At 53.3% G+C, this 26,318-nt stretch carries 19 protein-coding genes and 2 pseudogenes; 8 read left to right on the top strand and 13 right to left on the bottom strand.

What is annotated here, in order from left to right:
• Positions 1 to 6: 6 nt before the first annotated feature.
• The 6 genes from ABHF33_RS12185 to ABHF33_RS12160 all read right to left on the bottom strand — a co-directional run bounded on the left by ABHF33_RS12185 (position 7) and on the right by ABHF33_RS12160 (position 6,655).
• Complete coding sequence (locus ABHF33_RS12185; RefSeq protein WP_232522560.1) at positions 7 to 882, bottom strand: carbohydrate ABC transporter permease; 876 nt, start codon at positions 880 to 882, stop codon at positions 7 to 9.
• A gap of 386 nt (positions 883 to 1,268) precedes the next feature.
• Positions 1,269 to 2,516, bottom strand: a complete 1,248-nt coding sequence (locus ABHF33_RS12180; protein ID WP_348944209.1) for an ABC transporter substrate-binding protein — start codon at positions 2,514 to 2,516, stop codon at positions 1,269 to 1,271.
• Positions 2,517 to 3,240: 724 nt separating this feature from the next.
• The gene (locus ABHF33_RS12175; RefSeq protein ID WP_198314569.1) at positions 3,241 to 3,981 is read right to left on the bottom strand and encodes a GntR family transcriptional regulator; all 741 of its coding nucleotides are present in this window, start codon (positions 3,979 to 3,981) and stop codon (positions 3,241 to 3,243) included.
• Between the two features lie 31 nt (positions 3,982 to 4,012).
• Positions 4,013 to 4,891, bottom strand: coding sequence for a BadF/BadG/BcrA/BcrD ATPase family protein (locus tag ABHF33_RS12170; protein WP_348944208.1), 879 nt, complete (start codon positions 4,889 to 4,891; stop codon positions 4,013 to 4,015).
• Positions 4,892 to 5,162: 271 nt separating this feature from the next.
• Entirely contained in the window at positions 5,163 to 5,849 is a 687-nt protein-coding gene (locus ABHF33_RS12165) for a phosphoadenylyl-sulfate reductase (protein WP_348944207.1), read from the bottom strand.
• Between the two features lie 20 nt (positions 5,850 to 5,869).
• The gene (locus tag ABHF33_RS12160; RefSeq protein WP_157669721.1) at positions 5,870 to 6,655 is read right to left on the bottom strand and encodes a sulfite exporter TauE/SafE family protein; all 786 of its coding nucleotides are present in this window, start codon (positions 6,653 to 6,655) and stop codon (positions 5,870 to 5,872) included.
• Positions 6,656 to 6,768: 113 nt separating this feature from the next.
• Between ABHF33_RS12160 and cysB the strand changes: the two genes are divergently transcribed.
• Positions 6,769 to 7,713: an HTH-type transcriptional regulator CysB gene (cysB, locus tag ABHF33_RS12155; RefSeq protein ID WP_348944206.1), complete on the top strand. Its 945-nt coding sequence runs from the start codon at positions 6,769 to 6,771 to the stop codon at positions 7,711 to 7,713.
• 82 nt (positions 7,714 to 7,795) lie between these two features.
• Here the strand turns inward: cysB and ABHF33_RS12150 are convergent, their stop codons facing one another.
• From ABHF33_RS12150 to glgB, 7 genes and pseudogenes are all read right to left on the bottom strand, one after another.
• Positions 7,796 to 8,347, bottom strand: coding sequence for an NUDIX hydrolase (locus ABHF33_RS12150; protein ID WP_348944205.1), 552 nt, complete (start codon positions 8,345 to 8,347; stop codon positions 7,796 to 7,798).
• A 186-nt stretch (positions 8,348 to 8,533) separates the two neighbouring features.
• The gene (gene glgP, locus ABHF33_RS12145; RefSeq protein ID WP_348944204.1) at positions 8,534 to 10,987 is read right to left on the bottom strand and encodes a glycogen/starch/alpha-glucan family phosphorylase; all 2,454 of its coding nucleotides are present in this window, start codon (positions 10,985 to 10,987) and stop codon (positions 8,534 to 8,536) included.
• A gap of 222 nt (positions 10,988 to 11,209) precedes the next feature.
• A complete protein-coding gene (gene glgA / locus ABHF33_RS12140; RefSeq protein ID WP_348944203.1) occupies positions 11,210 to 12,643 on the bottom strand; it encodes a glycogen synthase GlgA in 1,434 nt (477 codons plus the stop codon).
• Between the two features lie 35 nt (positions 12,644 to 12,678).
• Positions 12,679 to 13,953 (bottom strand): glucose-1-phosphate adenylyltransferase, encoded by a 1,275-nt coding sequence (gene glgC, locus ABHF33_RS12135; RefSeq protein ID WP_348944202.1) that lies wholly within the window; start codon positions 13,951 to 13,953, stop codon positions 12,679 to 12,681.
• An 82-nt stretch (positions 13,954 to 14,035) separates the two neighbouring features.
• A complete protein-coding gene (locus ABHF33_RS12130; RefSeq protein WP_348944201.1) occupies positions 14,036 to 15,718 on the bottom strand; it encodes an alpha-D-glucose phosphate-specific phosphoglucomutase in 1,683 nt (560 codons plus the stop codon).
• Positions 15,719 to 15,737: 19 nt separating this feature from the next.
• Positions 15,738 to 17,837, bottom strand: a complete 2,100-nt coding sequence (gene glgX, locus ABHF33_RS12125) for a glycogen debranching protein GlgX (protein ID WP_348944200.1) — start codon at positions 17,835 to 17,837, stop codon at positions 15,738 to 15,740.
• A pseudogene (glgB, locus tag ABHF33_RS12120) lies at positions 17,783 to 19,948 on the bottom strand (1,4-alpha-glucan branching protein GlgB); the annotation flags it as partial. The gene glgX and the pseudogene glgB, both read right to left, overlap by 55 nt.
• Positions 19,949 to 20,224: 276 nt before the next feature.
• On the opposite strand from glgB, the gene malQ reads away from it, so the two are divergent.
• The 7 genes and pseudogenes from malQ to hscB all read left to right on the top strand — a co-directional run bounded on the left by malQ (position 20,225) and on the right by hscB (position 26,301).
• Positions 20,225 to 21,823 (top strand): 4-alpha-glucanotransferase, encoded by a 1,599-nt coding sequence (gene malQ, locus ABHF33_RS12115; RefSeq protein ID WP_348944199.1) that lies wholly within the window; start codon positions 20,225 to 20,227, stop codon positions 21,821 to 21,823.
• A 215-nt stretch (positions 21,824 to 22,038) separates the two neighbouring features.
• Positions 22,039 to 22,797: pseudogene (gene cysE / locus ABHF33_RS12110) on the top strand (serine O-acetyltransferase); the annotation flags it as partial.
• Positions 22,798 to 22,996: 199 nt separating this feature from the next.
• Positions 22,997 to 23,482 (top strand): Fe-S cluster assembly transcriptional regulator IscR, encoded by a 486-nt coding sequence (gene iscR / locus ABHF33_RS12105; protein WP_348944198.1) that lies wholly within the window; start codon positions 22,997 to 22,999, stop codon positions 23,480 to 23,482.
• 55 nt (positions 23,483 to 23,537) lie between these two features.
• Positions 23,538 to 24,752: an IscS subfamily cysteine desulfurase gene (locus ABHF33_RS12100; RefSeq protein WP_157669732.1), complete on the top strand. Its 1,215-nt coding sequence runs from the start codon at positions 23,538 to 23,540 to the stop codon at positions 24,750 to 24,752.
• A gap of 132 nt (positions 24,753 to 24,884) precedes the next feature.
• Positions 24,885 to 25,268 carry a Fe-S cluster assembly scaffold IscU gene (iscU, locus tag ABHF33_RS12095; RefSeq protein ID WP_348944197.1) on the top strand — a complete coding sequence of 128 codons (384 nt, stop codon included), beginning with the start codon at positions 24,885 to 24,887 and terminating at the stop codon, positions 25,266 to 25,268.
• Between the two features lie 74 nt (positions 25,269 to 25,342).
• On the top strand, positions 25,343 to 25,666 hold the full coding sequence (iscA, locus tag ABHF33_RS12090; RefSeq protein WP_157669734.1) for an iron-sulfur cluster assembly protein IscA: 324 nt from the start codon (positions 25,343 to 25,345) through the stop codon (positions 25,664 to 25,666).
• Positions 25,667 to 25,770: 104 nt separating this feature from the next.
• Entirely contained in the window at positions 25,771 to 26,301 is a 531-nt protein-coding gene (gene hscB / locus ABHF33_RS12085) for a Fe-S protein assembly co-chaperone HscB (RefSeq protein ID WP_348944196.1), read from the top strand.
• The last annotated feature ends 17 nt before the right edge of the window (positions 26,302 to 26,318 follow it).

The raw sequence follows: 26,318 nt of genomic DNA, 5'->3' as shown, positions 1-26,318 counted from the left end.
GGCTGATTATTTTTCGCCGAAGAAGCGGAATTGGATGGCTGCCAAGATCATGCAGAAGAATGTCACCACCAAACCAGCTGCTGCCGCAACACCAAAGTCATAGTTACGGAAGGCTTGATCGTAAACATAATACAAGGCGGTGTAAGTCTCAGCCTTACCATCAGTCAGCACCAGCACTTCAAGGAACACTTTCAACGCACCAATTGTTGACAGCATCGTACACAGCAAGATGGTTGGTTTTACCATTGGAATCGTGATTTTCCAGAAACGATCCCAGGCATTTGCACCATCCAGAATCGCAGCTTCTTCAACTTCAGCAGGAATTGCTTGCAGGCCTGCGAGGTAAAGAACCATGTAGTAACCCAGACCTTTCCACAGGGTGAAGATCATGATTGAGTACATGGCAATATCAGGATCGCCCAGCCAGTCGATATCAACCAATTGTTCCTTAGGATAAATATGCAGGAAATGCACAATTTCTGTCAGGAACGAATTGAGCATACCGTCGTATTTGAAAACGAACTGCCAAACAATACCGGCAATCGAAATGGCAGTAATAACCGGAATGTAATAAACCGCACGGAAGAAAGTCATGCCCGGCATTTTGTTATTAACCAGTTTGGCAATCAGCAGAGAACCAAGCTGGATGGCCGGCACAACGAGCAAGAAGAATAAAGAGTTTTTAACGGCCTGATGGAATAAATCTTCTTCCCAGATTCGTTTGAAGTTCTCGAAGTTATTCCATTCGACAGCACCCCCTGCGATCTCATAATGATTGAAAGCCAAATAGGTGTTGAAGCCCACGGGCCAAAATACAAAAACACCCATCAGGATCAAGGCGGGGGCCAAGAAGAAATAGGCCATAAAGTTGGAGTTTTTCACGTTTCGACTCTTCGGTGCGTTACAGACAGGATAGATAATAACTCAATACACAGCGTTTGTGACTTGATATTAACCAAAAACAGCCGCATTTACAGTGCTGGCATTATAACCGAGGCCATCCAAAAATCACATATTTGCTTGCTTCTTTTATGGCGAAACAGTCCGGCATATCAGCAGATATGGCATACCAACCAATGACTTACAAAACAACAAAGCTCGGACACAAGAAAACAAAACATTAGATAAATCTAATTAATAGCCTGATCATCGATGATTCCCAAAAATGGTGCAAATGGCGACGGCAATTAATTTGAATTATCCGAGAATAAAAACAAAAAGCGGTAAGTGCAATTAAGCACTTACCGCCTCAATCTTGCTAGCTAATATTATTTAGCAGAAAGACGTTTGTTAGAATCAGCAACAGCTTCGTCCAACGCTTGTTTTACAGAAATACGGCCTTGCAGAGCGGCTTCGATTTTAGCGTCCATTGCTTTAGACAATGCGCCTTCATCAACGCTACCTGGCAAGTCTTTCAGGAACAGGTGACGAGTTTTGTCGATAACCAGACCACCCATTTTGAATGCTTTTTTGCCTGGATCAGTCATGTCATTCAAAGATGGATCTTTAGAAGCTGCAGCATTTGCGGTCTTAGTAGAAGCAAATGTGTAAGAAGCTTTAGCGAATTGCTCTTGAGCCCACTCACCAGTAATGAAGTTACCAGCAACGCCTACAGATTTCATGTCTTTCTGGCCTTTTGGAACTACATACATAGTAGTCCAGCCGCCGAATGCCAATTTGCCGTTGTCGCCCAATGGGAAGGTAGTAACGTCAGCAGCCTTGTAAGCAGCTGGGTTAGCATCTTTAATTTTCTTAACTGCGTGGCCGCCTTCAGCGAACATGCCTACGCCGCCGTTAGCAAACATAGCGATTTGTTCGTCAAAAGTCAGGTTAGTGTCTTTAACGATTGTGCCCGCTTTGTAAGCATCAGCAAATTTTTGAACCAGAGCTACGTGTTTAGGGCTGTTGTAAACAGCTTTGCCGTTCTGGATAACTGGCAGACCTTCGAACATGAACCAGCCAGTGAAGCCGTCTTGCAGTTTAGGAGCCCAGCCTGGTTTGCCAGTAGCTGCGTGGATTTTCTTAGCAGCAGCGAATACGTCGTCCAGAGATTTGAAGTCTGGTTTCACGCCAGATTTAGCCAACAAATCTTTGTTGTAAACCATTACGGCAGTAACTTGGTATGAAGGGAAACCGTACAGTTTGCCATCAGTAGTCGCGTTAGCCAAAGCAGCGCCAGTGAATTGAGCTTTGTTGATGATGCTGTCAACTGGAGTCAACAGCTTAGGAGCCATTTCAACCATCCAGTTAGTTGGAACCAGTGCCAAGCCTGGAACGTTACCTTCAGCAACTGCAGCAACGATAGCTGGCTTCATTGCGCCCCAGCCGAGATCTTTATGAACCAGCTCAACGTCTTTTTGTGAAGAGTTGAATTTAGCAACAACTTCTTTGTGGTATGCATCGTAAGTTGGAGCCAAAGAGTGAGACCAGAACTCAACTTTAGTTGCAGCTTGAGCAGACATGATTGATGCAGCGAACAAAGTAGCACCAACGATAACAGAACGCTTAAAGTTCATAACAACTCCTAACATGGACATGAATACGCGCAACACTGGGTCGCAGAAAAATACACAAGATTTACAACTGCAAAACTACTTTAAATCACAACAAATTTCAGAGTCAACACGAATTTCCAAGTTGTCAAAATGACGCAAAAACCAGCTGATCTGCGTACAACTACTTCGAACATGCATCGATTTGCGGCATGAAGCCCAACACCAAGAAACCGGCAACCATTCAGTTGCATTTCAAGCGGTAAAGCATCTGCTGTCTGAAACCATAGCGGCAAGAGTACCGCAATTCATTAGCAGGGTGAACCTCGGTTCGGTCAAAAAAGCCCCTCTTTGCCAGACGGAAACGAGCTGCGAAGTTTGGCACCGGGCGAGCCGTAAATCATTTCCATCAAAAATCTGTAGGCAAAAACCCGAATGGTTTTCAAAAACTACACGCAATGGAACTTATCTGCATTTTTTATCCTTTCAAATCAGCACAATAAACTCAAAACAGAAGCCTACAAACCTTGAAAAATGTTGTTTTTTACTTTTTAGAGCCGGCACAAAGTACAAAAAAACCCTAATCGGCCAAAGCGCGCCAGATCAACAACACCGTTTTTATTCCCCAAAATAGCCCCAGAAAATGCTACATCCTCTGTGTATTTTTGTATCATCAACGCAACATTTTGAAAAAAAAAGCGTGCAAACCGAAGTTCACACGCTTTTAGGTGACGAGATTCACACTGTTTTAACGATAAAGCTCAACGACAAAGTCGTAGTAGTCGCTTCTGAACCAGGAGTGAGTCAATTCGACTGCGGCACCATCCTCCAGATAGCCAACCCGGGTCAGGTGCAGCATTGCGGCCCCCACTTCAACGCCAGTTAAAGCCGCCAGCTCGGGAGTGGCATTAACTGCGCCAATATTCTGGATCGCCCTCACCACGCTTAGATTGGCATCACGCATAAAATCATACAAAGACTCGCCGATTTTCTCGGGCTCAGGCACATAGTGATATGGCAGCGAGGTTCGCTCGACCGCCATAACGACATCATTGGCCAGACGCAAACGCTCCAGATGTGCCACCCGGCTATTCGGGCTCAGATTCAGCCGCAGCAATTCCTCTGAACCGGCCAGCATGATTTCACGCTTAAGCCATTTTGATGCCGGGCGGAAACCGCGCTGCTTAAGCATCTCGGACAGATTGGTCAAGCGCGTGAGCGGCTGCTCAAGCTTGGGCGTGATATAGGTACCCGACCCCTGACGGCGCAGGATAAGCCCCTGATCAAAAAGCAAATCGAGCGCCTTGCGTGCCGTCACCCGCGAAATGCCGAGCACTTCGCAGAATGTACGCTCGGAAGGAAGGGGATCGTCTGCTTTCCAGAAACCGGCATGAATTGCGGCAGCCAGCTTGTGGCCGAACTGCAGATACAACGGTGTCGCACTATCATTATCCGGTTTTAAGACCAGCAATTTATTCAGGTTTTGCATACCACACCACCTTCCCGCTTTGATGTATTACTTATTTGTATTCACGCGCGACCAAAATCAAAGCTCCGGCACATGAATCTTTTTGTGGTCGGGCAGTGCTAGCCAGAAAATCAGCCGGAATATAGGGACGCAGCGCTTCGGACAAGCCGCCACCACAAATGGCAATCGGCAGATCAGGTGCAGTTGAGCGCAAAGCAGCGGCGATATTGACGATTTCCTGGCCTGCGTCATTCAAAAAGCTGCGTGCCACTTCATCACTAGCGCCAAACTCAACCACAATAGGCGAAAGAGAAGCACATTCGGTCTGCTTCATTGCGCCCATCCATTCAAAAACTTTCTCGCGCGTATCACCAGTGACCGTCAGCAATTTGCGACCAAAGTCGGTCAGCGGACGACGGCCATCCATAATGCGCTGCACATGATTAATCGCCTTCAGACCCAGATAAGCGCCCGAGCCTTCGTCTGAGGTTGGAAAGCCCCAGCCACCCACTTCAAGGCGTTCACCACTTGGCAACCATGCTTCGCCGATCGAGCCGGTACCAATCGCAATAATGGCCCCATGCGCGCCGTTATGCGCGCCCAGCAGCGTTGAGTAGCCATCGGTTTCAACAATAATGCGGGCAAAGCCGGGATTTTTGTTTTCAAATTCCTGCGCCCAGGCTTTTACCGTCACACCTGACAAACCAAAACCCACTGCGCACTTGCTGAAGTCGCATTTGTCGATGCCCAGTTTTTTGAATGCTTCCCGGATCGTCAGCGTAATATTGGTCCAGGCCTTGTCCACGCCTTGGCCCAGCGCTGATGGGCCACCTTCGGCGCGGACTTTTTCCACGCCATCTAGGCCTGCAATCGTTACACGCGTCCCAGTACCGCCACCATCAACACCAATCAAAAACTCGATTTGACTCATTACTCACTCCCCTCCACTGCATTAAATTCAGGCTGGGCCGATCAGGGCTCAAACCCATTTGGTTTGGAAAAATCAGACCAGTTGCACCATGCTCCATCCGCAAAACCGGCGCAACGCTAACAAAATCGGGAAAATTCAACTGCAATATAGCCAATGCAATTGGCCATACAAGCATACCAATTTAGTGATGCTGGCAAGTAGTGTCAATTGGCTGGCATAAAAAAACGCCCAAATCTGTGGGCGTTTTGTTTTTAGCCAAATCTGCGCAACATTAAATCTTTTTAACGTGCAGACCGCATTCCTTGTTTTCGGGGTTTTCCCACCACCAGCGTCCGGCGCGAATATCCTCGCCCATTGCAATGGGCCGCGTACAGGGCGCACAGCCGATCGATGGCACATGCTGATCGTGCAATTTATTGTATGGAATATTCTCGGCACGGATATACGCCCAGACTTCTTTTTCGGTCCATTCGATCAGCGGGTTGAATTTCTCCAGGCCATTGCCAGCATCAAACTCCTGATAGCCCAGATCTGTGCGCGTTGGCGACTGCTCACGGCGCAAACCGGTTACCCATGCTTTGCGATCTTTCAGTGCACGCTGCAGCGGCTCGATTTTGCGGATATGGCAGCAAGATTTGCGCAGCTCAACCGAATCATAGAAAGCATTGATACCGTTCTGGTTGACATACTGCTCAACGGCCGCAGTATCAGGGAAATATACCCGGATCGGGTGTGATGGATAAGCTAAGGCCACTTCCTGCATCAGAGTATAGGTCTCGGCAGGCAAGCGGCCGGTATCCAGACTGAAAATATCAATCGCCACCTGATGTTTGGCCAGCAAATGGGTAATCACCATATCTTCGGCGCCAAATGAATTGGCAAATACTGCAGGCGAATATTCCGCCGCAATGCGTTGCAGCAGGGCAATTGATTCGCTTAATTTTTGTTCAAAGTTCATTGCAACAATCCATCGTCAATTTAAAAAGCCAGTTTCCAGCCTATCATCGCCAGCATTACCGCCAGACAGGGGCGCAAAACCGTGTCCGACACCCGCCCTGACAGATGGCTACCCAGATAAATACCAGGCAAAGAGCCCAGCAGCAAATAACCGAGCAAGCCCCAATCCATATTCCCCATTCCGGCATGCCCCAAGCCAGCCACTAAGGTCAGCGGTACCGCATGCGCAATTTCGGTGCCCACCAGACGCTTGGTCGGCAACAGCGGATAGAGCACAAACAAGGCCACGGTACCCAAAGCGCCTGCGCCAATTGAAGTTAGCGTCACAATCGCGCCCAGCAGCACACCCGTCAACACAGTCAGCAGATTCAGTCGCGGGCCAGCCACATGAAACGCGTCGCCCGCATGACGTTGCGAAAAAGCGATCATCTGCTTTTTAAACACAATCGCTACCGCAGTAAACAGCAGCGCAAAGCCAAGGCCCTGCTTGATTACCCGGTTCAGCGCCTCGGTATCGGCATGCAGATTATGCAACACCAGCAGCGTTAACGCAGCAGCCGGTACGCTACCCAAGGCCAGCCAGCCGGTGATCGTCCAGTCGATATTCTTGTTTTTCTGGTGGGCATGCACGCCACCGGCCTTGGTAATCGCGGCATACAGCAGGTCGGTGCCGACTGCCGTGGCCGGGTTGATGCCAAAATACAGCAGAATCGGCGTCATCAATGAGCCACCGCCCACACCGGTCATGCCGACAATAAAACCCACCACCAGCCCTGCAATTACAAAGCCATACCAGACTGCATCCATCCCCAACCCCAAAGCTTTTTTCTTAAGCGTCCAATGATAACGCGCAGCAATAGTGCCCTATATACTATTCTGTTATCATTTTAGAACCAATGGTTATGTCGGGAGGGCAAACGATGAAGCTGCAACAATTGCGTTATCTGGTTGAAGTCGCCAAACAGGGGCTGAATGTCTCGGAAGCCGCAGAAAAGCTGCATACCTCCCAGCCGGGCATTTCCAAACAAATCCGTCTGCTGGAAGACGAGCTGGGCGTGCAGATTTTTATCCGCAACGGCAAACGCGTCGTCGATATTACCGCGCCGGGCCGCGAGATTCTACGCATTTCTGAGCGCATTCTGATGCAATCGCAAAATCTCAAGCGCATTGGCGAAGAATTTGTGCAGGTCGAAAACGGCAGTCTGACCATTGCCACCACGCACACGCAAGCCCGCTACGCCCTGCCCAAAGTGATTCAGTCCTTTTTGCAGCGCTACCCGAAAGTACGCCTATCGATCAAGCAGGGCAGCCCGCTGCAGATCAGTGAAATGGTCGTCGATGGCAGCGCCGATCTAGCCATTGCCACCGAAGGGATCGATCACTACCCCGAGCTGGCCATGCTCAATTGCTACGACTGGAACCGCTGCATTATTGTGCCCAAAGCGCATCCGCTAACCATGCTGAACCGCCCACTCACCATCGCCGACATCGCTGCTTGGCCCTTGATCACCTATGATTTTGCCTTTACCGGCCGCTCCAAAATCAACCGCGCCTTTGAAGAGCAAAATCTCACGCCCAATGTCGTGCTCACCGCCATCGACTCGGACGTGATCAAAACCTATGTCGAGCTGGGGCTGGGTATCGGTATTCTGGCAGGAATGGCTTACGAGCCCGAGCGCGATACCGCACTAACAGCCATCGACGCCGCGCACCTGTTTGAAGCATCAACCACGCACATCGGTATGCGCAAGGATGCCTATTTGCGCGGCTACGCCTACGACTTTATCGCGCTGTTTGCTCCGCACCTGACGCGCGCTGTCGTGCAGGACGCACTGCTGTGCGAAGGCGAAGAAGGTTATGAGTAGGCCAAACCGATAGCCAATTCAAACCCAAGGGTATATCTCTGCAGAGCTTATTCAAGAAGCGCTACAGGGATATACCCTAACATCACTTCAAACCCTTCTGCTGCGCCCAGAAAATTCCGCTGACCGTTTTAGCGTCGGTGATCGAGCCGTCGATCACACCTGCTACCATCTCGTCGATGCTCATGCTGATGCACTCAACAAACTCACCGGCATCGAGCTGCGCTTCGCCAGCGCTTAAATCGCGTGCCAGAAAGAGTTTAATTTCTTCGTCGGTGTAGCTGATGATGGGGTGCAGAACGCCAAGATATTCCCAGCTACTTGCGGTGTAGCCGGTTTCTTCAAGCAATTCGCGCTGGGCGCATTCAAGCGGGTCTTCCCCCGCTTCGAGTTTGCCAGCCGGAAACTCGATAAATACGCGGTGCAGCGGATAGCGGTACTGGCGCTCCAGCAACAGGCGGCCATCCGGTAATTGCGGAATGATCATCACCGCGCCCGGATGCAGGATATATTCGCGCGTCGCCTCGGCGCCATCGGGCAGGCGCACCGTATCGCGGTTCACATGTAATAAATTGCCATCAAAAACGCGCTGGCTGCTTACTGGTGCTTCAAACAGGTGGAGATCTTCAGTCGACATTCGGTGTTCCCAATAAAAAACGGCTACCTCATCGGTAGCCGCCAGTGGCGATAAGGTAGCTAGATTTTACACCTAACACCTCACACCTATTCCTGCAAAAGTTCTCACACAAGACGCCGAGCCGCAGATAGTACAAGTCGTACAGCAAGGCGAGGCAACGAAGTGTGGGGACTTTTGCTTTAACTCTTACAATTTGACCGGCGTCGTATGCCAGATCTTCTCAGCGTATTCAGCAATCGTACGATCCGACGAGAAATGCCCCATACCAGCCACATTCAGAATCGCTTTCTTGGCCCATTCTTCCGGCTTGGCGTACAAGGCATCGACTTTATCCTGCGTCGCAACGTAGGATTCATAATCAGCCAGCAGCTGATAATGATCGCCCCAGTTCACCAGCACGTCGAAAATCACGCGATAGCGTTCAGGCTCGCTCGGGCTAAAGAAGCCGTTCGCCAATTGATTGAGCACTTCGCGCAATTCGCTATTGCTCTCGTAAATGGCGCGCGGATTGTAGCCGTCGCGACGCAAAGCATTGACCTGCTCGGTGGTATTACCAAAGATGAAGATATTCTCTTCGCCCACAGCATCGAGCATTTCAACATTGGCACCGTCTAGCGTACCAATCGTCAATGCGCCATTGAGCGCAAACTTCATATTGCCGGTGCCCGATGCTTCGGTACCCGCCGTTGAGATCTGCTCGGACAAATCCGCCGCCGGAATAATAATCTCGGCCAGACTCACGCTGTAGTTGGGCAGGAACACCACTTTGAGCTTATCGCCAACACGCGGGTCATTGTTGATTTTGACGCCGACATCATTAATCAGCTGGATCACCAGCTTGGCCATTTTGTAGGCCGAGGCGGCTTTACCGGCAAACACCACCACGCGCGGCTGAATTTTTGCATCGGGATCGCGCAGAATGCGGTTGTAACGCGTGATCACATGCAAGACATTCAGCAACTGGCGTTTGTATTCGTGAATACGCTTCACCTGCACGTCAAACAAAGCATCCGGATTGATGACGCCGCCAAGATTGCGGGCCACGTACTTGGCCAGCCTTTCTTTATTGCTGCGTTTGGCGGCGCGAAAAGCCTGCACAAATTGCGGGAAATCGGCCGATCCTTTCAGCTCGGCCAATTCGTTCAGGCGCACACGCCAGGTCTGACCAATGGCTTCATCAATCAACCCCGATAGCGATGGATTAGCCAGCGCCAGCCAGCGACGCGGTGTGACACCGTTGGTCACATTGGTAAAGCGATCCGGGAATACTTTGGCAAAGTCGGCAAAAATCGATTCAACCATCAGATCCGAATGCAACGCCGACACACCATTGACTGTGTGGCTGGCCACAACGGCCAGATAGGCCATCCGCACTTTGCGATCACCGTGCTCTTCGATCAGTGACACCGAGCGCAGCAAGTCATGATCACCCGGGAAGCGTGCAGCAACGTCTTTGAGGAACATCTCGTTAATATCAAAAATAATCTTCAAATGACGCGGCAACAGGTGGCCCAGCATATCCACCGGCCAGGTTTCCAGCGCCTCGCTCATCAGCGTGTGATTGGTATAGCTAAATACCTTGCGGGTAATCGCCCAGGCCTGCTCCCACTCGTAGCTGGCTTCATCCATCAGCACCCGCATCAATTCGGGAATCGCGAGTACCGGATGCGTATCGTTCAGGTGGATGGCGACCTTGTCGGCCAGATTATCGAGCGTATCGTGGTTCAAACGATGGCGGTGGATAATATCCTGCACGCTGGCGGCAACAAAGAAATACTCCTGGCGCAGGCGCAGCTCTTTGCCGCTATAGGTTGAGTCGTCTGGGTAGAGTACCCGCGAGACGTTTTCCGAGACATTTTTCTCGGCCACCGCGGAGAAATAATCGCCTTCGTTAAACTTGGACAGATTGATTTCGCGCGTTGAGCGTGCAGTCCACAGGCGCAGCGTATTGGTAGCGGTCGTGTCAAAGCCGGGAATAATCACATCGTGGGCAACAGCTAGTACGTCGTTATGCGTATCGATCCAGCGCACTTTTTTGCCATCGTGCTCTAGACGGCCACCAAAGCGCACTCGATAGCACACTTCATCGCGCGGAAAGTCCAGGATATTCACCGAGCCCAGCCAGGTATCGGGCACCTCGACCTGACGGCCTTCGATAATGCGCTGCTTGAACATACCAAACTGATAGCGGATACCGTAGCCCATACCAGGAATACCCAATGTGGCCATCGAATCGAGGAAACACGCCGCCAAACGGCCCAAACCGCCATTACCCAGCGCAGCATCGGGCTCCATATGCACCAGATCATCGTAATCGATGCCCATCTCGTCGAGCGCAGCGCGCACGGTGTCTTCCATATCCAGCGCGAGCAAAGCGTTGGACAGCGCACGGCCAATCAGAAACTCCATCGAGAGATAGTAAACGCGCTTCACATCCTGCGAGTATTGCGCGCGGGTGGTTTGCATCCAGCGCTCGACCATCTGGTCGCGCACGGTCAGGAAAGTGGCATCGAGCCAGTCTTTGGGTTGCGCGGCAATCGGGTCTTTACCAATCGTGTACATCAGCTTGTTGGCAATCGCCTTTTTAATGGCTTGAACGTCCTGATGGTCAGTTACATCATATTGAAACGGCATACTCATCGAATGCACTCCAGGGTTTTAAATCTTGTTAAAGCGATTGCGAACAGCAATCGCATATTGTTCTAGATCTAAGTTCTAATAATCCAACACAGCAGCCAAGGAACGAGCGAGAAGCATGAGTACAAGGCAAACCGTGCGCGAAAAACCGGAATGTACTGACAGTACATGAGGATTTTGAGCGCAGGGTTTAACGCCGTAATCGTGCTTCGCAGCCGTTTCTACTTAAGCACCCAGGGCGCGGTATATCTGCATATATTGCTCTGCGGCGGCCTGCCAGCCAAAGTCGCAGCTCATTGCGGTTTTTCGCACCGCTTTCCACTCTTTCGGTCTTGCCCACAAGGCAAACATCCGGCGGATACCCCGGGTGAGTTCTTCACCGGAGAACCCATCAAATATTGCACCGGTGGCAATACCCTCCTGTAAATTTTCCAGACTGCAGTCGGCCACCGTATCGGCCAGACCGCCAACACGGCGCACCAGCGGCAAAGCGCCGTATTTAAGGCCATACAATTGCGTTAACCCGCAAGGCTCGTAGCGGCTGGGCACCATAATCACATCGCTGGCCGCCATAATCTGATGCGAAAACGCTTCGTCATAACCGATTTTGACCGCAATCTGCGCCGGATTTTCGGCTGCCGCCACGCGAAACGCGCTTTCCATCACCGCATCACCACTGCCCAGCAGCACAAATTGCCCGCCGCGCGAGGTGATTTCATGCAGGCGCTCGAGTACCAGATGCAAGCCCTTTTGCTCGGTCAGGCGGCTAACGACGGCAAACAGCGGCGCTTCCGTGTTTTCCTGCAAGCCTAAAGCTTGCTGCAAAGCCGCCTTGCACTTGGCCTTGCCAGTCATTTTGTCTGCGCTATAAGTCGCGGCAATTAAAGCGTCGCTGGCCGGATTCCAGACCGCCTCGTCAACACCATTAAGTACGCCCGACAAAGCCTCGCCCCGATCCCGCAGCAAGCCATCCAGACCGCAGCCTTGCTCGTGGCCGGTAATTTCGCGCGCATACGTTGGCGATACCGTGGTCACGCGGTCGGCAAAGTAAATACCGGCTTTCATAAACGACAGCTGGCCGTGAAACTCGACGCCATTCACATCGAAAAAGTGCGCGGGCAAATCCACCGCCGCAAAATCAGACGGGGCAAACACGCCCTGATAAGCCAGATTGTGAATGGTAAAGACCGTTCGCGCCGGATGGCCCACGGCGGCGATATACGCAGGCGCCAGACCGGCATGCCAGTCGTGCGCATGGACGACTGCTGGCCGCCAGAACGGATCGACGCCTTCAGCCAGACGCGCAGCCACCCAGCCCAACAGGGCAAAACGTACATGATTGTCGGCGTACGGATGCTGATTGCCGTCCTGATACGGATTGCCGCCCCGGCCATACAAATGCGGCGCATCAATCAGATACACACCAACGCCTTGCGCTGTCGTCCCGAATAGCAAGCGCACTTCACCGGCAAAGCTTTGCAATGTGGCCACTTCACCGCTGATGCTCAGGCCATCGCAAATCGCGGGAAAACCTGGCAATACAACCCGAACATCGGCGCCCTGCTCGCCCAGCGCCAACGGCAAAGCGCCGCTGACATCGGCCAGGCCGCCGGTTTTCAGCAAGGGAAACATTTCAGCGCAAACATGGAGAATTTTCATCTTCAACCCCTGTGAGGAGTGAGGCGCGGCGCGTCTCACAATTTGGCCAGCATGTCCTTGGTAATCAGCGTCACGCCACCTTCGGAACGATAGAAACGGCGTGCGTCTTCTTCGGCGTTTTCACCCACAATCAGGTTTTCCGGAATCTCGCAGCCGCGATCAATCACACAGCGGCGCAGGCGCGAACCACGACCAATCACCACTTCAGGCAAGATCACCGCCGAATCAATCGTGCAGAAAGAATGCACGCGCACTTGCGAGAACAGCACCGAATTAATCACCAGCGAGCCCGAGACAATACAACCGCCCGACACCAGCGAATTGAGCGTCATACCATGGCTGCCATTGCGATCCTGCACAAACTTGGCGGGCGGCAATTGCTCCTGCAGCGTCCAGATCGGCCAGTTTTTATCGTAAACATCGAGCTCAGGGGTCACCGAGGCCAGATCCAGATTGGCTTCCCAGTACGCATCCACCGTACCTACGTCGCGCCAGTAAGGAGCGGCATTTTGATCTTCCAGCACGCAAGACAGACCAAACGGATGCGCAAATGCTTTACCTTCCGACACGGCTTTGGGGATCAGGTCTTTACCAAAGTCATGGGTCGAGCCTTCAAGCTTGATGTCTTCTTCGAGCAGGCGTTCCAGATAGGCGGTATTGAAAATATAAATCCCCATCGACGCCAGCGAGACCGCATCATTGCCCGGCATGGCGGGCGGATTTTCCGGTTTTTCAACGAAAGCGGTAATTTTGCGGTCTTCGCTAATCGCCATCACGCCAAAAGCGCTGGCTTCCTTGCGCGGCACTTCAATACACGCCACGGTGACTTCAGCGCCCAGCAGCACATGATCGACCAGCATGCGCGAGTAATCCATTTTGTAGATATGATCGCCAGCCAGAATCACGACGTAATCCGAGCGATAAGTGCGCAAAATGTCCAGATTCTGATAAATCGCATCGGCCGTGCCGCGATACCAGTGCTCTTCGTCAACGCGTTGCTGCGCTGGCAGCACATCGACAAATTCATTCATTTCATTGCGCAAAAACGACCAGCCGCGCTGCAAGTGGCGCATCAGCGAGTGCGATTTGTACTGCGTAATCACGCCGATACGACGAATGCCCGAGTTAATGCAATTGGACAAGGCAAAGTCGATAATCCGGAATTTCCCGCCAAAATACACGCCGGGTTTGGCGCGATGATCAGTCAGCGCTTTCAGGCGCGAACCGCGCCCCCCGGCAAGAACCAGCGCAACAGCGCGGTTGGGCAGCTGGCGGGCCAGCGTCGCTTTATCGATTAATTGAACTTCCATGATTCCTCTCCTGATTTTCTAGCCTTGCTCGGCTTTGCGCACTGCTAATTAGAATAAAAATAGTATTGAGTCAGCGATGGGATTAGGTCACGACCGTCGGCTGGGTGCGTCCACTGCGCGTCGCAATCTGAGCCACTTCGCCCGCAATTTGGATCAGATCGGCCAAGGCCGTTTGCGTCGCCACGCCATGCTGGCGGGTGTCGGCTTCAAATTTTTCCAGATACACGCGCAAGGTCGCGCCTTCGGTGCCCGTACCCGAGAGGCGGAAAACAATCCGGCTGCCGTCGGTGAAAATAATACGGATACCCTGTTTTTCGCTGCGCGAGCCGTCAACCGGATCGTCGTAGGCAAAATCATCGGCCAGCACAACGGTGTACGCGCCAAATTGCTGCCCAGGCAAACTCGCCAATTGCTCACGCAAATGCGCCATCAGGCCATTGGCGGCATCGGTATCGAGCGCTTCGTAATCATGGCGCGAATAGAAATGACGGCCATAGGTTTGCCAATGCGCGGTCACGATGTCTTCGACCGATTTGCCAGTCACCGCCAGCAAATTGAGCCAGAACAGCACAGCCCAGACGCCATCTTTCTCGCGCACATGGCCAGAACCGGTGCCGTAGCTTTCTTCGCCGCACAAAGCCACTTTGCCCGCGTCGAGCAGATTGCCGAAAAACTTCCAGCCTGTTGGCGTCTCGAAACACGGCAGGCCGAGCTTTTTCGCTACGGCATCCACCGCGCACGACGTCGGCATCGAGCGCGCGACACCAGCGATACCTGCTGCGTAGCCTTTTACCAAGGTCGCATTCGCCGCCATCACGGCCAGACTGTCGGACGGCGTCACAATAAAGTTGCGCCCCAGAATCATATTGCGGTCGGCATCACCATCGCTAGCCGCACCAAAATCAGGTGCGTCTGCCGCCGTCAAATGAGCAACCAGATCATCGGCATACACCGGATTCGGATCAGGATGCAGGCCGCCGAAATCTTCCAGCGGCACACCATTTACGACGGTGCCTGTGGGCGCGCCAAGCAGGCCTTCGATAATCCGCGTGGCATAAGGGCCGGACGCTGCGCACATTGAGTCAAAACGCATCCGTTTGCCGCTCGCAAACCACGCACGAATGGCGGCAAAATCAAACAGGCTTTCCATCAATTCGGCGTAATCACTCACCGGATCAATCACAAGTACTTGCATATCACCAAGGGTATATTCACCCAGATGTTCAATATCAACGCCTGCAGCCGTATACCCATCAGAATCTAGCGTCTGATATTGTGTAATGCTTGTGGTGCGCTGGTAAATTGCTTCGGTGATTTTTTCCGGCGCCGGGCCGCCGTTGGTGACGTTGTATTTGATACCGAAATCACCATCCGGGCCGCCCGGATTATGCGAGGCCGACAGGACAATACCGCCCACCGCGCCGTGCTTGCGAATCACGCAGCTGACCGCTGGCGTCGAGAGCAAAGCGCCCTGCCCGACCAAGACTTTGGCGACGCCATTGGCTGCCGCCATTTTCAGGATGGTTTGTACGGCTGCGCGGTTGTGATAACGGCCATCACCGCCCAGCACCAGCGTACCGCCTTTGAGCTCAGGCACGACGTCAAAAATCGCCTGAACAAAGTTTTCCAGATAGCCCGGCTGCTGAAATACCGTTACTTTCTTGCGCAAACCTGAAGTACCGGGGCGTTGCCCGGCAAATGCCTGAGTTGAAACCGAGATCGGCGTTGGAACCGAAGCCTGAGTTGAAACAGTTGTAAGACTCATACTTTCCTCAATCAAATGACTATTTTTTCAATTGCAAAATCGTGACACTACGCGCGGCGACGCGACAATCGCGGCCGGAAAAATCGGATTGGGTATCACCAGTGCTCGCCAAGCGCATCGTCCATTCGCCCTCATTTAAGGGCGGCAGATGAAAATGCACCTGATGCGCCGAGGCGTTCATCAGAATTAAAAACTGATTGGATAGCCACACCATCATGGCGCGGCCGCCGTGATCATCCCAATCGTGCGGCTGCATCGGGCTGGCTGACGGATTGAGCCAGACCACATCGGTGACGCCAGCCGCATCGGGCTGGCTAGTCCACCAGGTATTACTGGAGAGCGCCTGACATTCGCGGCGAATGCGGATCAGCTCGGCAATATAGTCGATCAGTTCGCCATCGGCCTGCGAGCCTGCTCCCCAGTTCAGCCAGGTGATGTCGTTATTCTGGCAGTAGGCATTATTATTGCCTTGCTGGCTATGGCCCAGTTCGTCGCCAGCGAGCAGCATCGGCGTACCCTGACTCAATAACAGCGTCGCCAGCAGCGCCTTGCTCGCGCGCAGGCGCAGCAGCTTGACGCCCTCATCGTTGCTCGGGCCTTCAACGCCGCAATTCCAGCTCAGATTATGGCTATGACCATCGCGGTTATGCTCTTTATTGGCGTGATTGTGCTTGTGGTTGTACGACACCAGATCGCGCAGATTAAAACCATCATGTGCGGTCACAAAATTGACGCTGGTGCTAGGCTGGCGGTGCGGGCGGTAAAAGGTGTCGCTGGAGGCGGCAAAACGGCGGGCAAACAGCGCGCGATTCACACCGTCGTGCAGCCAGAATTTACGCATCACATCGCGGTACTGGTCGTTCCATTCCGCCCAGGCCAGCGGAAAATGCCCCAGCTGATAGCCGCCAGCGCCAATATCCCACGGCTCGGCGATCAGCTTGGTGTTAGCCAGCAGCGGGTCTTGCGCCAGCGCAGCAAAAAATGGCGCGCAGAGGCTATAGCCGCCATTGACCCGCCCCAAGATGGGCGCCAGATCAAAGCGGAAACCATCAACATGGCATTCGCTCACCCAGTAGCGCAGGCTGTCCATCACCAGCTGCAATACGCGCGGGTGGCCGATATTGAGCACATTGCCGCAGCCGGTCCAGTTTTCGTAATACTCGGGGTGCTGTGCGTTGAGCACATAGTAGCTGGCGTTATCAATGCCACGGAAAGATAGCGTCGGCCCCAGCTCGTCGGTTTCGGCGGTGTGGTTGAACACCACATCCAGAATCACTTCGATCCCGGCCTTGTGCAGCGCTTTGACCATCTCGCGAAATTCGGCCAGCGGCGTTGTTCCTTCACGGCCCGACCAGTAAGTCGGCTCGGGCGCGAAAAAGCTCAGCGTGTTGTAACCCCAGTAGTTTTCTAAGCCCAATTTTTGCAAACGTGGCTCGTCGGCGTGCAAATGCACCGGCAAGAGCTCAATCGCCGAAATGCCGAGCCGCTGGTAATGCGCCAGCATCACCGGATGCGCAATCGCCGCGTAGGAGCCGCGTATGGCTGCGGGAATATCGGGGTGCAGCTGAGTCAGACCGCGCACGTGCGCTTCATAAATCACCGTGTTTGCCCACGGCGTTTGCGGCGCAGTGTCATCGCCCCAATCAAACGCTTCGGCCACGACAATGGCTTTTTGCGCAACAGGGGTATTGTCCTGCGTATTAATCTGAGTTTGATCTTGCGGGCAATACCCCAGGTTGGCATCGTCGATGGCAAATTGACCAAAGACCGCCTTGGCATAAGGATCGAGCAGGACTTTATGCGGGTTGAAACGCTGGCCGCGTTGCGGCGCATACTCGCCATGGACGCGATAGCCGTAGAGCTGGCCGGGCTTGGCCTGCGGCAAATAACCGTGCCAGACGCCATTCGTGCAGGCGGCCAGCGCGATGCGATGCGTTTCCAGTCGGCCTGTAGCGTCAAACAGGCATAACTCGACCCGGCTAGCGTGCTCGCTGAACAGGGCAAAATTCACACCCTCGCCGTCAAAACTGGCGCCCAATGGATAGGGTTTGCCCGTTTGCAGCATTAGCACTTGCTCCAGCGCAAATACACCGTCGCCAGCGGGGGTATAGTCATGCAAACAGAATCAGGTCTGCCGTGCGCGGCAATACCCTCGCTAGGCAGTTGCAGATTACCGGTGTTGCTGCCGCCATAATATTCGGAATCTGAATTCAAAATTTCGCTGTAAACGCCAGCGCGGGGTACGCCGAGGCGATAACCGTGGCGCGGCACTGGCGTGAAATTGCTGACAACGACGATCAATTCATCGTCGACCTCGCCCTTGCGAATAAAGCTCAAAATCGAATTATCGGCGTCGTCGTGGCTAATCCATTCAAAGCCGCGATGATCGAAATCGATCTGATACAGCGCCGGCGTATTGCGATAAGTCGTATTCAAATCGCGAACCAGATTTTGCACACCACGGTGCCAGCCGTTGTCCGGATCGTCGACCAGATGCCAATCGAGACTCGTCTCGTGATTCCACTCGCGCCCCTGCGCAAATTCGCAACCCATAAACAGCAATTTTTTGCCCGGATGCGCCCACATAAAGCCGTAATAAGCGCGCAAATTGGCAAATTGCTGCCAGCAATCGCCCGGCATTTTCGCCAGCATCGAGCCTTTGCCGTGAACGACTTCGTCGTGCGAAATCGGCAGCACGAAATTCTCGGTAAACGCGTAGACCAAACCAAACGTCATATGGTGATGATGGTATTTGCGATGAACTGGATCTTGCTGCATATAGCGCAGCGTGTCGTTCATCCAGCCCATATTCCATTTGTAATGAAAGCCCAAGCCGCCCATCGCGGGCGGGCGCGATACCGACGGAAACGCCGTCGATTCTTCGGCCAGCGTAATCGCTTCAGGACGCTCGACGCCGACGACTTCGTTCATCCGGCGCATAAAATCGATGGCTTCGAGATTTTCGCGGCCGCCAAATTGATTCGGAATCCATTCGCCGTCTTTGCGCGAATAATCGCGGTACAGCATCGACGCGACCGCATCGACGCGCAAGCCATCGATGCCGTAGCGCTCGATCCAGTACAGCGCGTTGCCGATCAGGTAATTGCGCACTTCGTTGCGGCCGAAGTTGTAAATCAGCGTATTCCAGTCTTGGTGAAAACCTTCGCGCGGATCGCTGTGCTCGTATAAATGCGAACCGTCAAATTGCGCCAAACCGTGTTTATCGCTCGGAAAATGCCCCGGCACCCAATCGAGAATCACGCCAATGCCATTTTCGTGCGCCGTTTGAATTAAATGGCGAAAATCATCAGGGGTACCAAAGCGCGAAGTAGGCGCATAAAGCCCTAGCGGCTGATACCCCCATGAACCATCAAATGGATGCTCGTTCACCGGCAGCAATTCGATGTGCGTGAAACCCATGTATTTGACGTAATCAATCAGCTCAACGGCGAGTTCGCGATACGACAGCCAACGATTGCCGTCTTCGGGGCGACGACGCCACGACGCCAGATGCACTTCATAAATCGAAATCGGCGCGTTAAATGCATTGGCTTCTTTACGCGTTTGCGTGCCGTCCACCCATGCTGGCAAGCGCGCAACGCGCGACGCCGTTGCCGGGCGCAATTCAGCCGAGAAGCCATACGGGTCGGCTTTGATTTGCAAAGCGCCGTGCTGATCGATGATTTCGTATTTGTAGCCTTGGCCTTCAACGACGCTGGGCAGGAAAATTTCCCACACGCCGCATTCACGGCGCAAACGCATCACATGGCGGCGGCCATCCCAGTAATTGAAATCGCCCACCACCGAAACGCGGCGCGCGTTCGGCGCCCAAACGGCAAAAGCGACGCCGTCTACGCCATCGATGGTGCGAAAATGGGTGCCGAGGCGCTCGTAAGGGCGTAGCTGATTGCCCTCGCCCAAGAGCCATAAATCCATATCGCCCAGCACCGGCGGAAAACGATAGGCGTCTTCAATCTCAACGGTTTCGCCATGCCAGGTCACGCACAGGCGGTAAGCAAAATGATTTTTGCGCCGTGGCACCTCGACCACAAACAGGCCACGCTCGTCGATGCACTCAAAATCGGCCAGCTTTTTGCCGGTTTTGCTCTCGATCAGGCTGCACTCGCTCGCATCAGGCAGCCAAACACGCACTTGCAAAACCCCATCGACCAGATGCATGCCCAAGACTGAAAAAGGATCACCATGAGTGCCCGCACAAATGGCACCAATTTCCGGGATGGACAAAGACGGCATGGATTTCCTCGCAGAACTTTCATATTTAAAGGGGACGTGCTTAATCAAGCACGGCCTTGAAGCAATATCTGATGGGCGTCAAGTTAGATAAATCCTGAAGCCATAGAGCGAAAATGCCACAGTATGCCCGCACAATGCTAGTGTTACGCGGCGGCGAGAACAGAATACGCAACAGACAAACCAGTCAAATTGTAATATCTTACGCGCAATAATTTACACAAAAATTACATTTAACGCCATGGGAGAGCTAAAGTGTCCTTCACCCGAGCTTCAGGTTTACTTGCGCACATCACCTCGTTACCGTCCAATTACGGCATTGGCGATCTGGGTCCTGCGGCGTACCGTTTTGTTGATTTTCTGCATGCAGCCGAACAAACGCTATGGCAGGTTTTGCCGCTGGGACTCACCAGCTACGGCGACTCGCCCTATCAGTCTTTTTCCACTTTTGCCGGCAATCATTACCTGATCAGCCCCGAACTACTGATGGCCCAGGGACTACTGAGCCAGGACGACATCCCGGCGCATGATTTCGACCCTATGCGCGTCGATTACGGCAACATCATTCCGTGGAAAATGGCCGTTTTACGCACAGCCTTTGCCAATTACCGCCAGAATCCGCCCGCAGCGCTCAAGAAAGAATTCACCGCTTTTTGCAAAGCGAACGCCTGGTTGGACGATTTTGCGCTATTTGTGGCGTGCAAATTTCATTTTATCGAAGCGCGCCGCAATGACTATGAAACGCCGGAATATCAAGCCTACTACCAGCGGCTCAATACTCGCCTGAGCGAAAACCAGATCAAGGATTATTACTATGGCGCAGTCTGGAATTCATGGCCGGATGCACTGGCGCGGCGCGAGAAATCCGCGCTGGCGCAGTATCGCAAAACGCTGGCTGACGAAATCGCGTTTTATCAGTTTTTGCAATTCATCTTTTTTCAGCAATGGCAGCTACTCAAAAGTTACGCCAACGAACGCCAGATCAAGCTGATTGGCGATATTCCGATTTTTGTCTCGCTCGACTCGGCCGACGTCTGGAGCAATCGCGAGCTATTTGCGCTGGATGAGGCGGGCGATCCGATTGAAGTCGCGGGCGTACCGCCCGACTATTTCAGCACCACCGGCCAGCTCTGGGGCAACCCGCTCTATCGCTGGCCAGCGCACAAAGACAGCGGCTTTACCTGGTGGATTGAGCGCGTTGCCGCCACGCTGCAAACCACGGATATTTTGCGCATCGACCATTTCCGCGCTTTTGCCGCCTACTGGGCGGTGCCGTTTGGCGAGGCCACCGCCGTCAACGGACAATGGAAGAAAAGCCCCGGCAAAGACTTATTTGCCGCAATTGAAAGCGCGCTGGGCAAAAATCTGCCGATCATCGCCGAAGATCTCGGCATTATCACCGACGATGTCACCGCACTGCGGCTCAAATTGAAACTACCCGGCATGAAAGTGCTGCAATTTGCCTTTGAAGCCGACGCCAGCAGCGATCATCTGCCGCACAACTACCCCGACAGCCATACCGTGGTTTACACCGGTACCCACGACAACGACACCACGGTAGGCTGGTACACCGCCACTAGCGACAAAAATCGCGATTATTTCCGCCGCTATATGAATTCATCCGGCAGCGAAGCGCACTGGGATCTGATCCGGCTGGCCTGGGCCAGCAATGCCTTGTTTGCCATTGCCCCGGTGCAAGACGTAATTGGTGCCGCCAGTGATGCCCGGATGAACACGCCCGGTGTTGCTGCAGGCAACTGGCAATATCGTTTCAGCCCCGATGCGCTCAGCACGCAGCACGCCGAACGACTGGCCTATCTGGGGCAGCTCTTCGCCCGCCATGGCTCACTCTGAAACACGTACTGAATTAATCAGGAAATAATCCGCCATCGAGACGACAGGCAGCCATGGCCTGTCGTCCATACCCGCCTTAGTATTAGCCTGCCAACTTCACCCAGTCTAAGCTTCCGAGATATACCCCAAGGCAAATATCCCCAACCTCTCCCAAACCTTTCAGCCAGAGCAGAAACCGAGTAAAATAGTCGGTCTTTCAGGACTTAGATGAAAACGCCGCCATGCTAGACCGTCTGCGTGAAAATATCCGCGTGGTTTTTGACCGCGACCCCGCCGCCCGCTCGACGCTGGAAGTGGTGACCTGTTATCCGGGGTTTCACGCGCTCACATTGCACATCGTTGCGCACGGCCTGTGGGTACGCAACTGGAAGTTGCTGGCGCGCATGCTCTCGCACATCACGCGTTTTCTGACCGGTATCGAGATTCACCCCGGCGCAACCATTGGCCGCCGTGTATTTATTGATCACGGCATGGGCATTGTGATCGGAGAAACCGCCGAAATTGGCGACGATTGCACGCTGTATCACGGCGTAACGCTGGGCGGCACGTCGTGGAATCACGGCAAGCGCCATCCGACATTGGGTAAAGGCGTCATTATTGGCGCTGGCGCGAAAATCCTCGGCCCGATTACGCTGCATGACGGAGCCAAAGTCGGCTCGAATGCCGTGGTAGTCAAAGACGTCCCCGAGGGAGCCACCGCAATCGGTATACCGGCCCGCATTCTGGCCGCACAAATCGAACAAGAGCGCGAAGAGAAAGCCGAGCAGCTGGGCTTTTCAGCTTACGGCGTGGGCGCAGATATGAACGATCCAATGGTCAAAGCCATTCACGGCCTGCTTGATCACTCGGTCACCACCGACAAGCGCCTGGAAATGGTCTTGGCACGACTGGAACAACTGGGCGTTGATTGCGCGGAAGAGCGCGCCACCGCCGATAAGTTCGACCCGACCTATCTGAACAAGATTGTTGATTGAGGTGTTCGAATGATACGGGGTATTCTTCTGTGCACCTTATCCAAAAAGGCTCAGAGAGATATACCCATCACCACGCTAGCAAGACATTCTCCGTCGATACAACATCACCAAACCCGACTATTTTAGTCGGGTTTTTACTTGACCAATTTAGTCGGGCTTTGATACCATTGAGGCAAGATAAAAACAGCAAGGAAACCCCATGCGCTTGACTACAAAAGGCCGCTTCGCTGTGACTGCGATGCTGGATTTGGCACTGCGCCAAGCCAACGGCCCCGTCACGCTAGCGGGCATTAGCGAACGCCAGCATATTTCGCTCTCCTATCTGGAACAATTGTTTGGCAAACTGCGCCGTCGCGCACTGGTTGAAAGCGTCCGTGGCCCCGGCGGCGGCTACTGTTTGGCGCGTGCCGCCTGTGAGATTACAGTGGCCGAAATCATCACCGCCGTTGACGAACCCATAGACGCTACCCAGTGCGGTGGCCGCGAAAATTGCCGCGATGAATCGCGCTGCATGACGCACGATTTATGGACCGAGCTCAATACGACAATCCACGGCTTTTTGTCTAATGTCACGCTGGCCAGCCTGATCGAGAAACAGCAGGAAAAAACCAAACGCTGCAGCGAGACGCTCAGCATTGTTAAAGATCAGCGCCAAAACCATCTGAACCATCAGAACGCGCATTAATTTCAAATTCCAATTTCAAACTTATCAGCATGCTTATTGCACCGGAGCAAAGCTCATGACTCAGCAAAAACCAATCTATCTTGATTACTCCGCCACCACGCCGGTAGACCCGCGTGTTGCCGCCAAGATGATTCCTTACCTGACCGAAATGTTCGGCAATCCGGCCAGCCGCTCTCACCCGTATGGCTGGGAATCGGAAGCTGCGGTTGAAGACGCGCGTGAGGAAGTGGCCAAGCTGGTCAACTGTGATCCAAAAGAAATCGTTTTCACTTCGGGCGCCACCGAATCGATCAATCTGGCACTCAAAGGCGCGGCGCATTTCTACCAGACCAAGGGCAAACACCTCATCACGGTAAAAACCGAGCATAAAGCCACGCTCGACACGGTGCGCGAGCTGGAGCGCGAAGGCTTTGAGGCGACGTATCTGGACGTACTAGAAAACGGTCTGCTCGATCTGGAAGCCTTGAAAGCGGCGATCCGCCCGGACACGATTCTGATTTCGGTGATGTCGGTGAACAATGAAATTGGCGTGATTCAGGACATCGCCACCATCGGCGAAATCTGCCGCGAACGCGGTATTGTGTTCCATGTCGATAGCGCACAAGCGACTGGCAAAATCGCGCTTGATCTGGCGACGCTGAAAGTGGACCTGATGAGTTTCTCGGCGCACAAAACCTATGGCCCCAAAGGCATTGGCGCACTGTATATCCGCCGCAAGCCCCGTATCCGTCTGGAAGCGCAGATGCATGGCGGCGGTCACGAGCGCGGCTTCCGCTCGGGCACACTGGCCACGCATCAGATCGTCGGCATGGGTGAAGCATTCCGCATTGCGCGGGAAGATATGGTCGAAGAGAACAAACGCATCGGCGCATTGCGTGACCGTTTGTGGAATGGCCTGAAAGAAATCGAAGAAACGCATTTGAACGGCGATATGGATCAGCGCGTGCCGCACAATCTGAACGTCAGCTTTAACTACGTTGAAGGCGAATCGCTGATTATGGCGCTCAAAGACTTGGCTGTTTCATCTGGTTCGGCATGTACTTCGGCCTCACTTGAGCCATCGTATGTACTGCGCGCGCTGGGCCGCTCGGACGAACTGGCACACAGCTCGATCCGCTTCACGATTGGCCGCTTTACCACTGAAGCCGAAGTTGATCACGCAATTGAATTGTGCAAAGCCAAAATCGGCAAATTGCGCGAACTCTCGCCGCTGTGGGATATGTTCAAGGAAGGGATCGATATTTCGACCATCGAATGGGCTGCGCATTAATTTGTTAGGGGTGAGGAGTGAGGGGTGAGGTGTAAACCCCCTTTACTTCCACCAAATTAGATTTTTTGGGCAGGGCGGCGAACGAGAACCACACCTCACGCCTCACACCTCCCTCCTCACTGGAGAATTAAAATGGCATACAGCGAACAAGTACTCGACCACTACGAAAACCCGCGCAACGTCGGCGCTTTTGATAAGGGCGACGATACCGTAGGTACCGGCATGGTCGGCGCGCCAGCCTGTGGCGACGTAATGAAGTTGCAGATCAAGGTTGGCGAAGATGGCCTGATTACCGACGCGAAATTCAAAACCTACGGTTGCGGCTCGGCAATTGCGTCATCGTCACTCGTCACCGAGTGGGTCAAAGGCAAGACTTTGGACGAAGCTTTGGCGATCAAAAACACCCAAATCGCCGAAGAACTGGCTTTGCCACCAGTGAAAATCCACTGCTCGATTCTGGCTGAAGACGCGATCAAGGCGGCGGTTGAAGATTACAAGCAAAAGCACTCGGCGTGAGGCGTTAGGCGTGAGGAGTAAGGGGTAAAACCCAACACCTCACACCTCACACCTCACTCCTCACGGAGTTCAACATGGCACTGACACTTAGCGAAGCAGCGGCAAACCACGTTGCCAACTTCATCAAAAAACGCGGCAAAGGCTTGGGCATCCGTCTGGCGGTCAAAACCTCGGGCTGCTCGGGCATGGCGTACAAGCTGGAATTTGTCGACGTTGAAAGTGACACCGATCTGGTATTCGAAAGCTTTGGCACCAAAATCTACACCGATGCCAAATCACTCGCCTATCTGGACGGCACCGAGCTCGACTACACCAAGGAAGGCCTGAACGAAGGCTTTAAATTCAACAACCCGAACGTGAAAAACGAATGTGGTTGTGGCGAAAGCTTTGGCGTTTAATGTGTGAGGCGATAGGGGTGAGGTGTGAGGAGTAAAACCCTTGCCCCCTCAAGCTTGCGCATTGACACCTAAACCTCACCTCCAACACCTGACCGCCACAGCCTATGATCGATTTCGCCCAATCCCATTTTGCCCTTTTCCAGCTGCCAAGCGATTTTGTCATCGACGCCAAGCTGCTCGATGCGCGCTATCGCGAGCAAGTTGCACTCTATCATCCGGATAAGTTTGCCACTGCGTCTGATGCCGAGCGCCGTGCCAGCCTGCAAGCTGCAACGCACATCAATGAAGCCTATCAAACCCTGAAATCCGCCCTGCCCCGCGCGCGCTATTTGCTGAGCCTGGCTGGCGTTGATACGCAGGAAGAAACCAATACGGCGATGCCGATGGATTTTCTGATGGCGCAAATGGAATGGCGTGAAAGCATTAGCGACGCGAAAGCGAGCAAAAACGTCGATGCGCTGGAAAACCTCGCCCGCGAAATGCGCGCCGAAATGCAGGCGCTCGAAGACAAACTCGCCACACAAATCGACGCGCAACAAGACTTTGCGAACGCGGCAATGAGCGTGCGAAAATTACGGTTTATGGAAAAGCTCGATCAGGAAATTGGCGACGCGATTGAAGCGGTTTTGTATTGATCTGCGTGGATAAAAAG

This window comes from Chitinibacter sp. FCG-7 (assembly GCF_040047665.1).
Lineage (GTDB): Bacteria > Pseudomonadota > Gammaproteobacteria > Burkholderiales > Chitinibacteraceae > Chitinibacter > Chitinibacter mangrovi.
The sequence above is the reverse complement of the archived record's forward strand: the minus strand, read 5'-3'. Positions and strand labels throughout refer to the sequence as shown.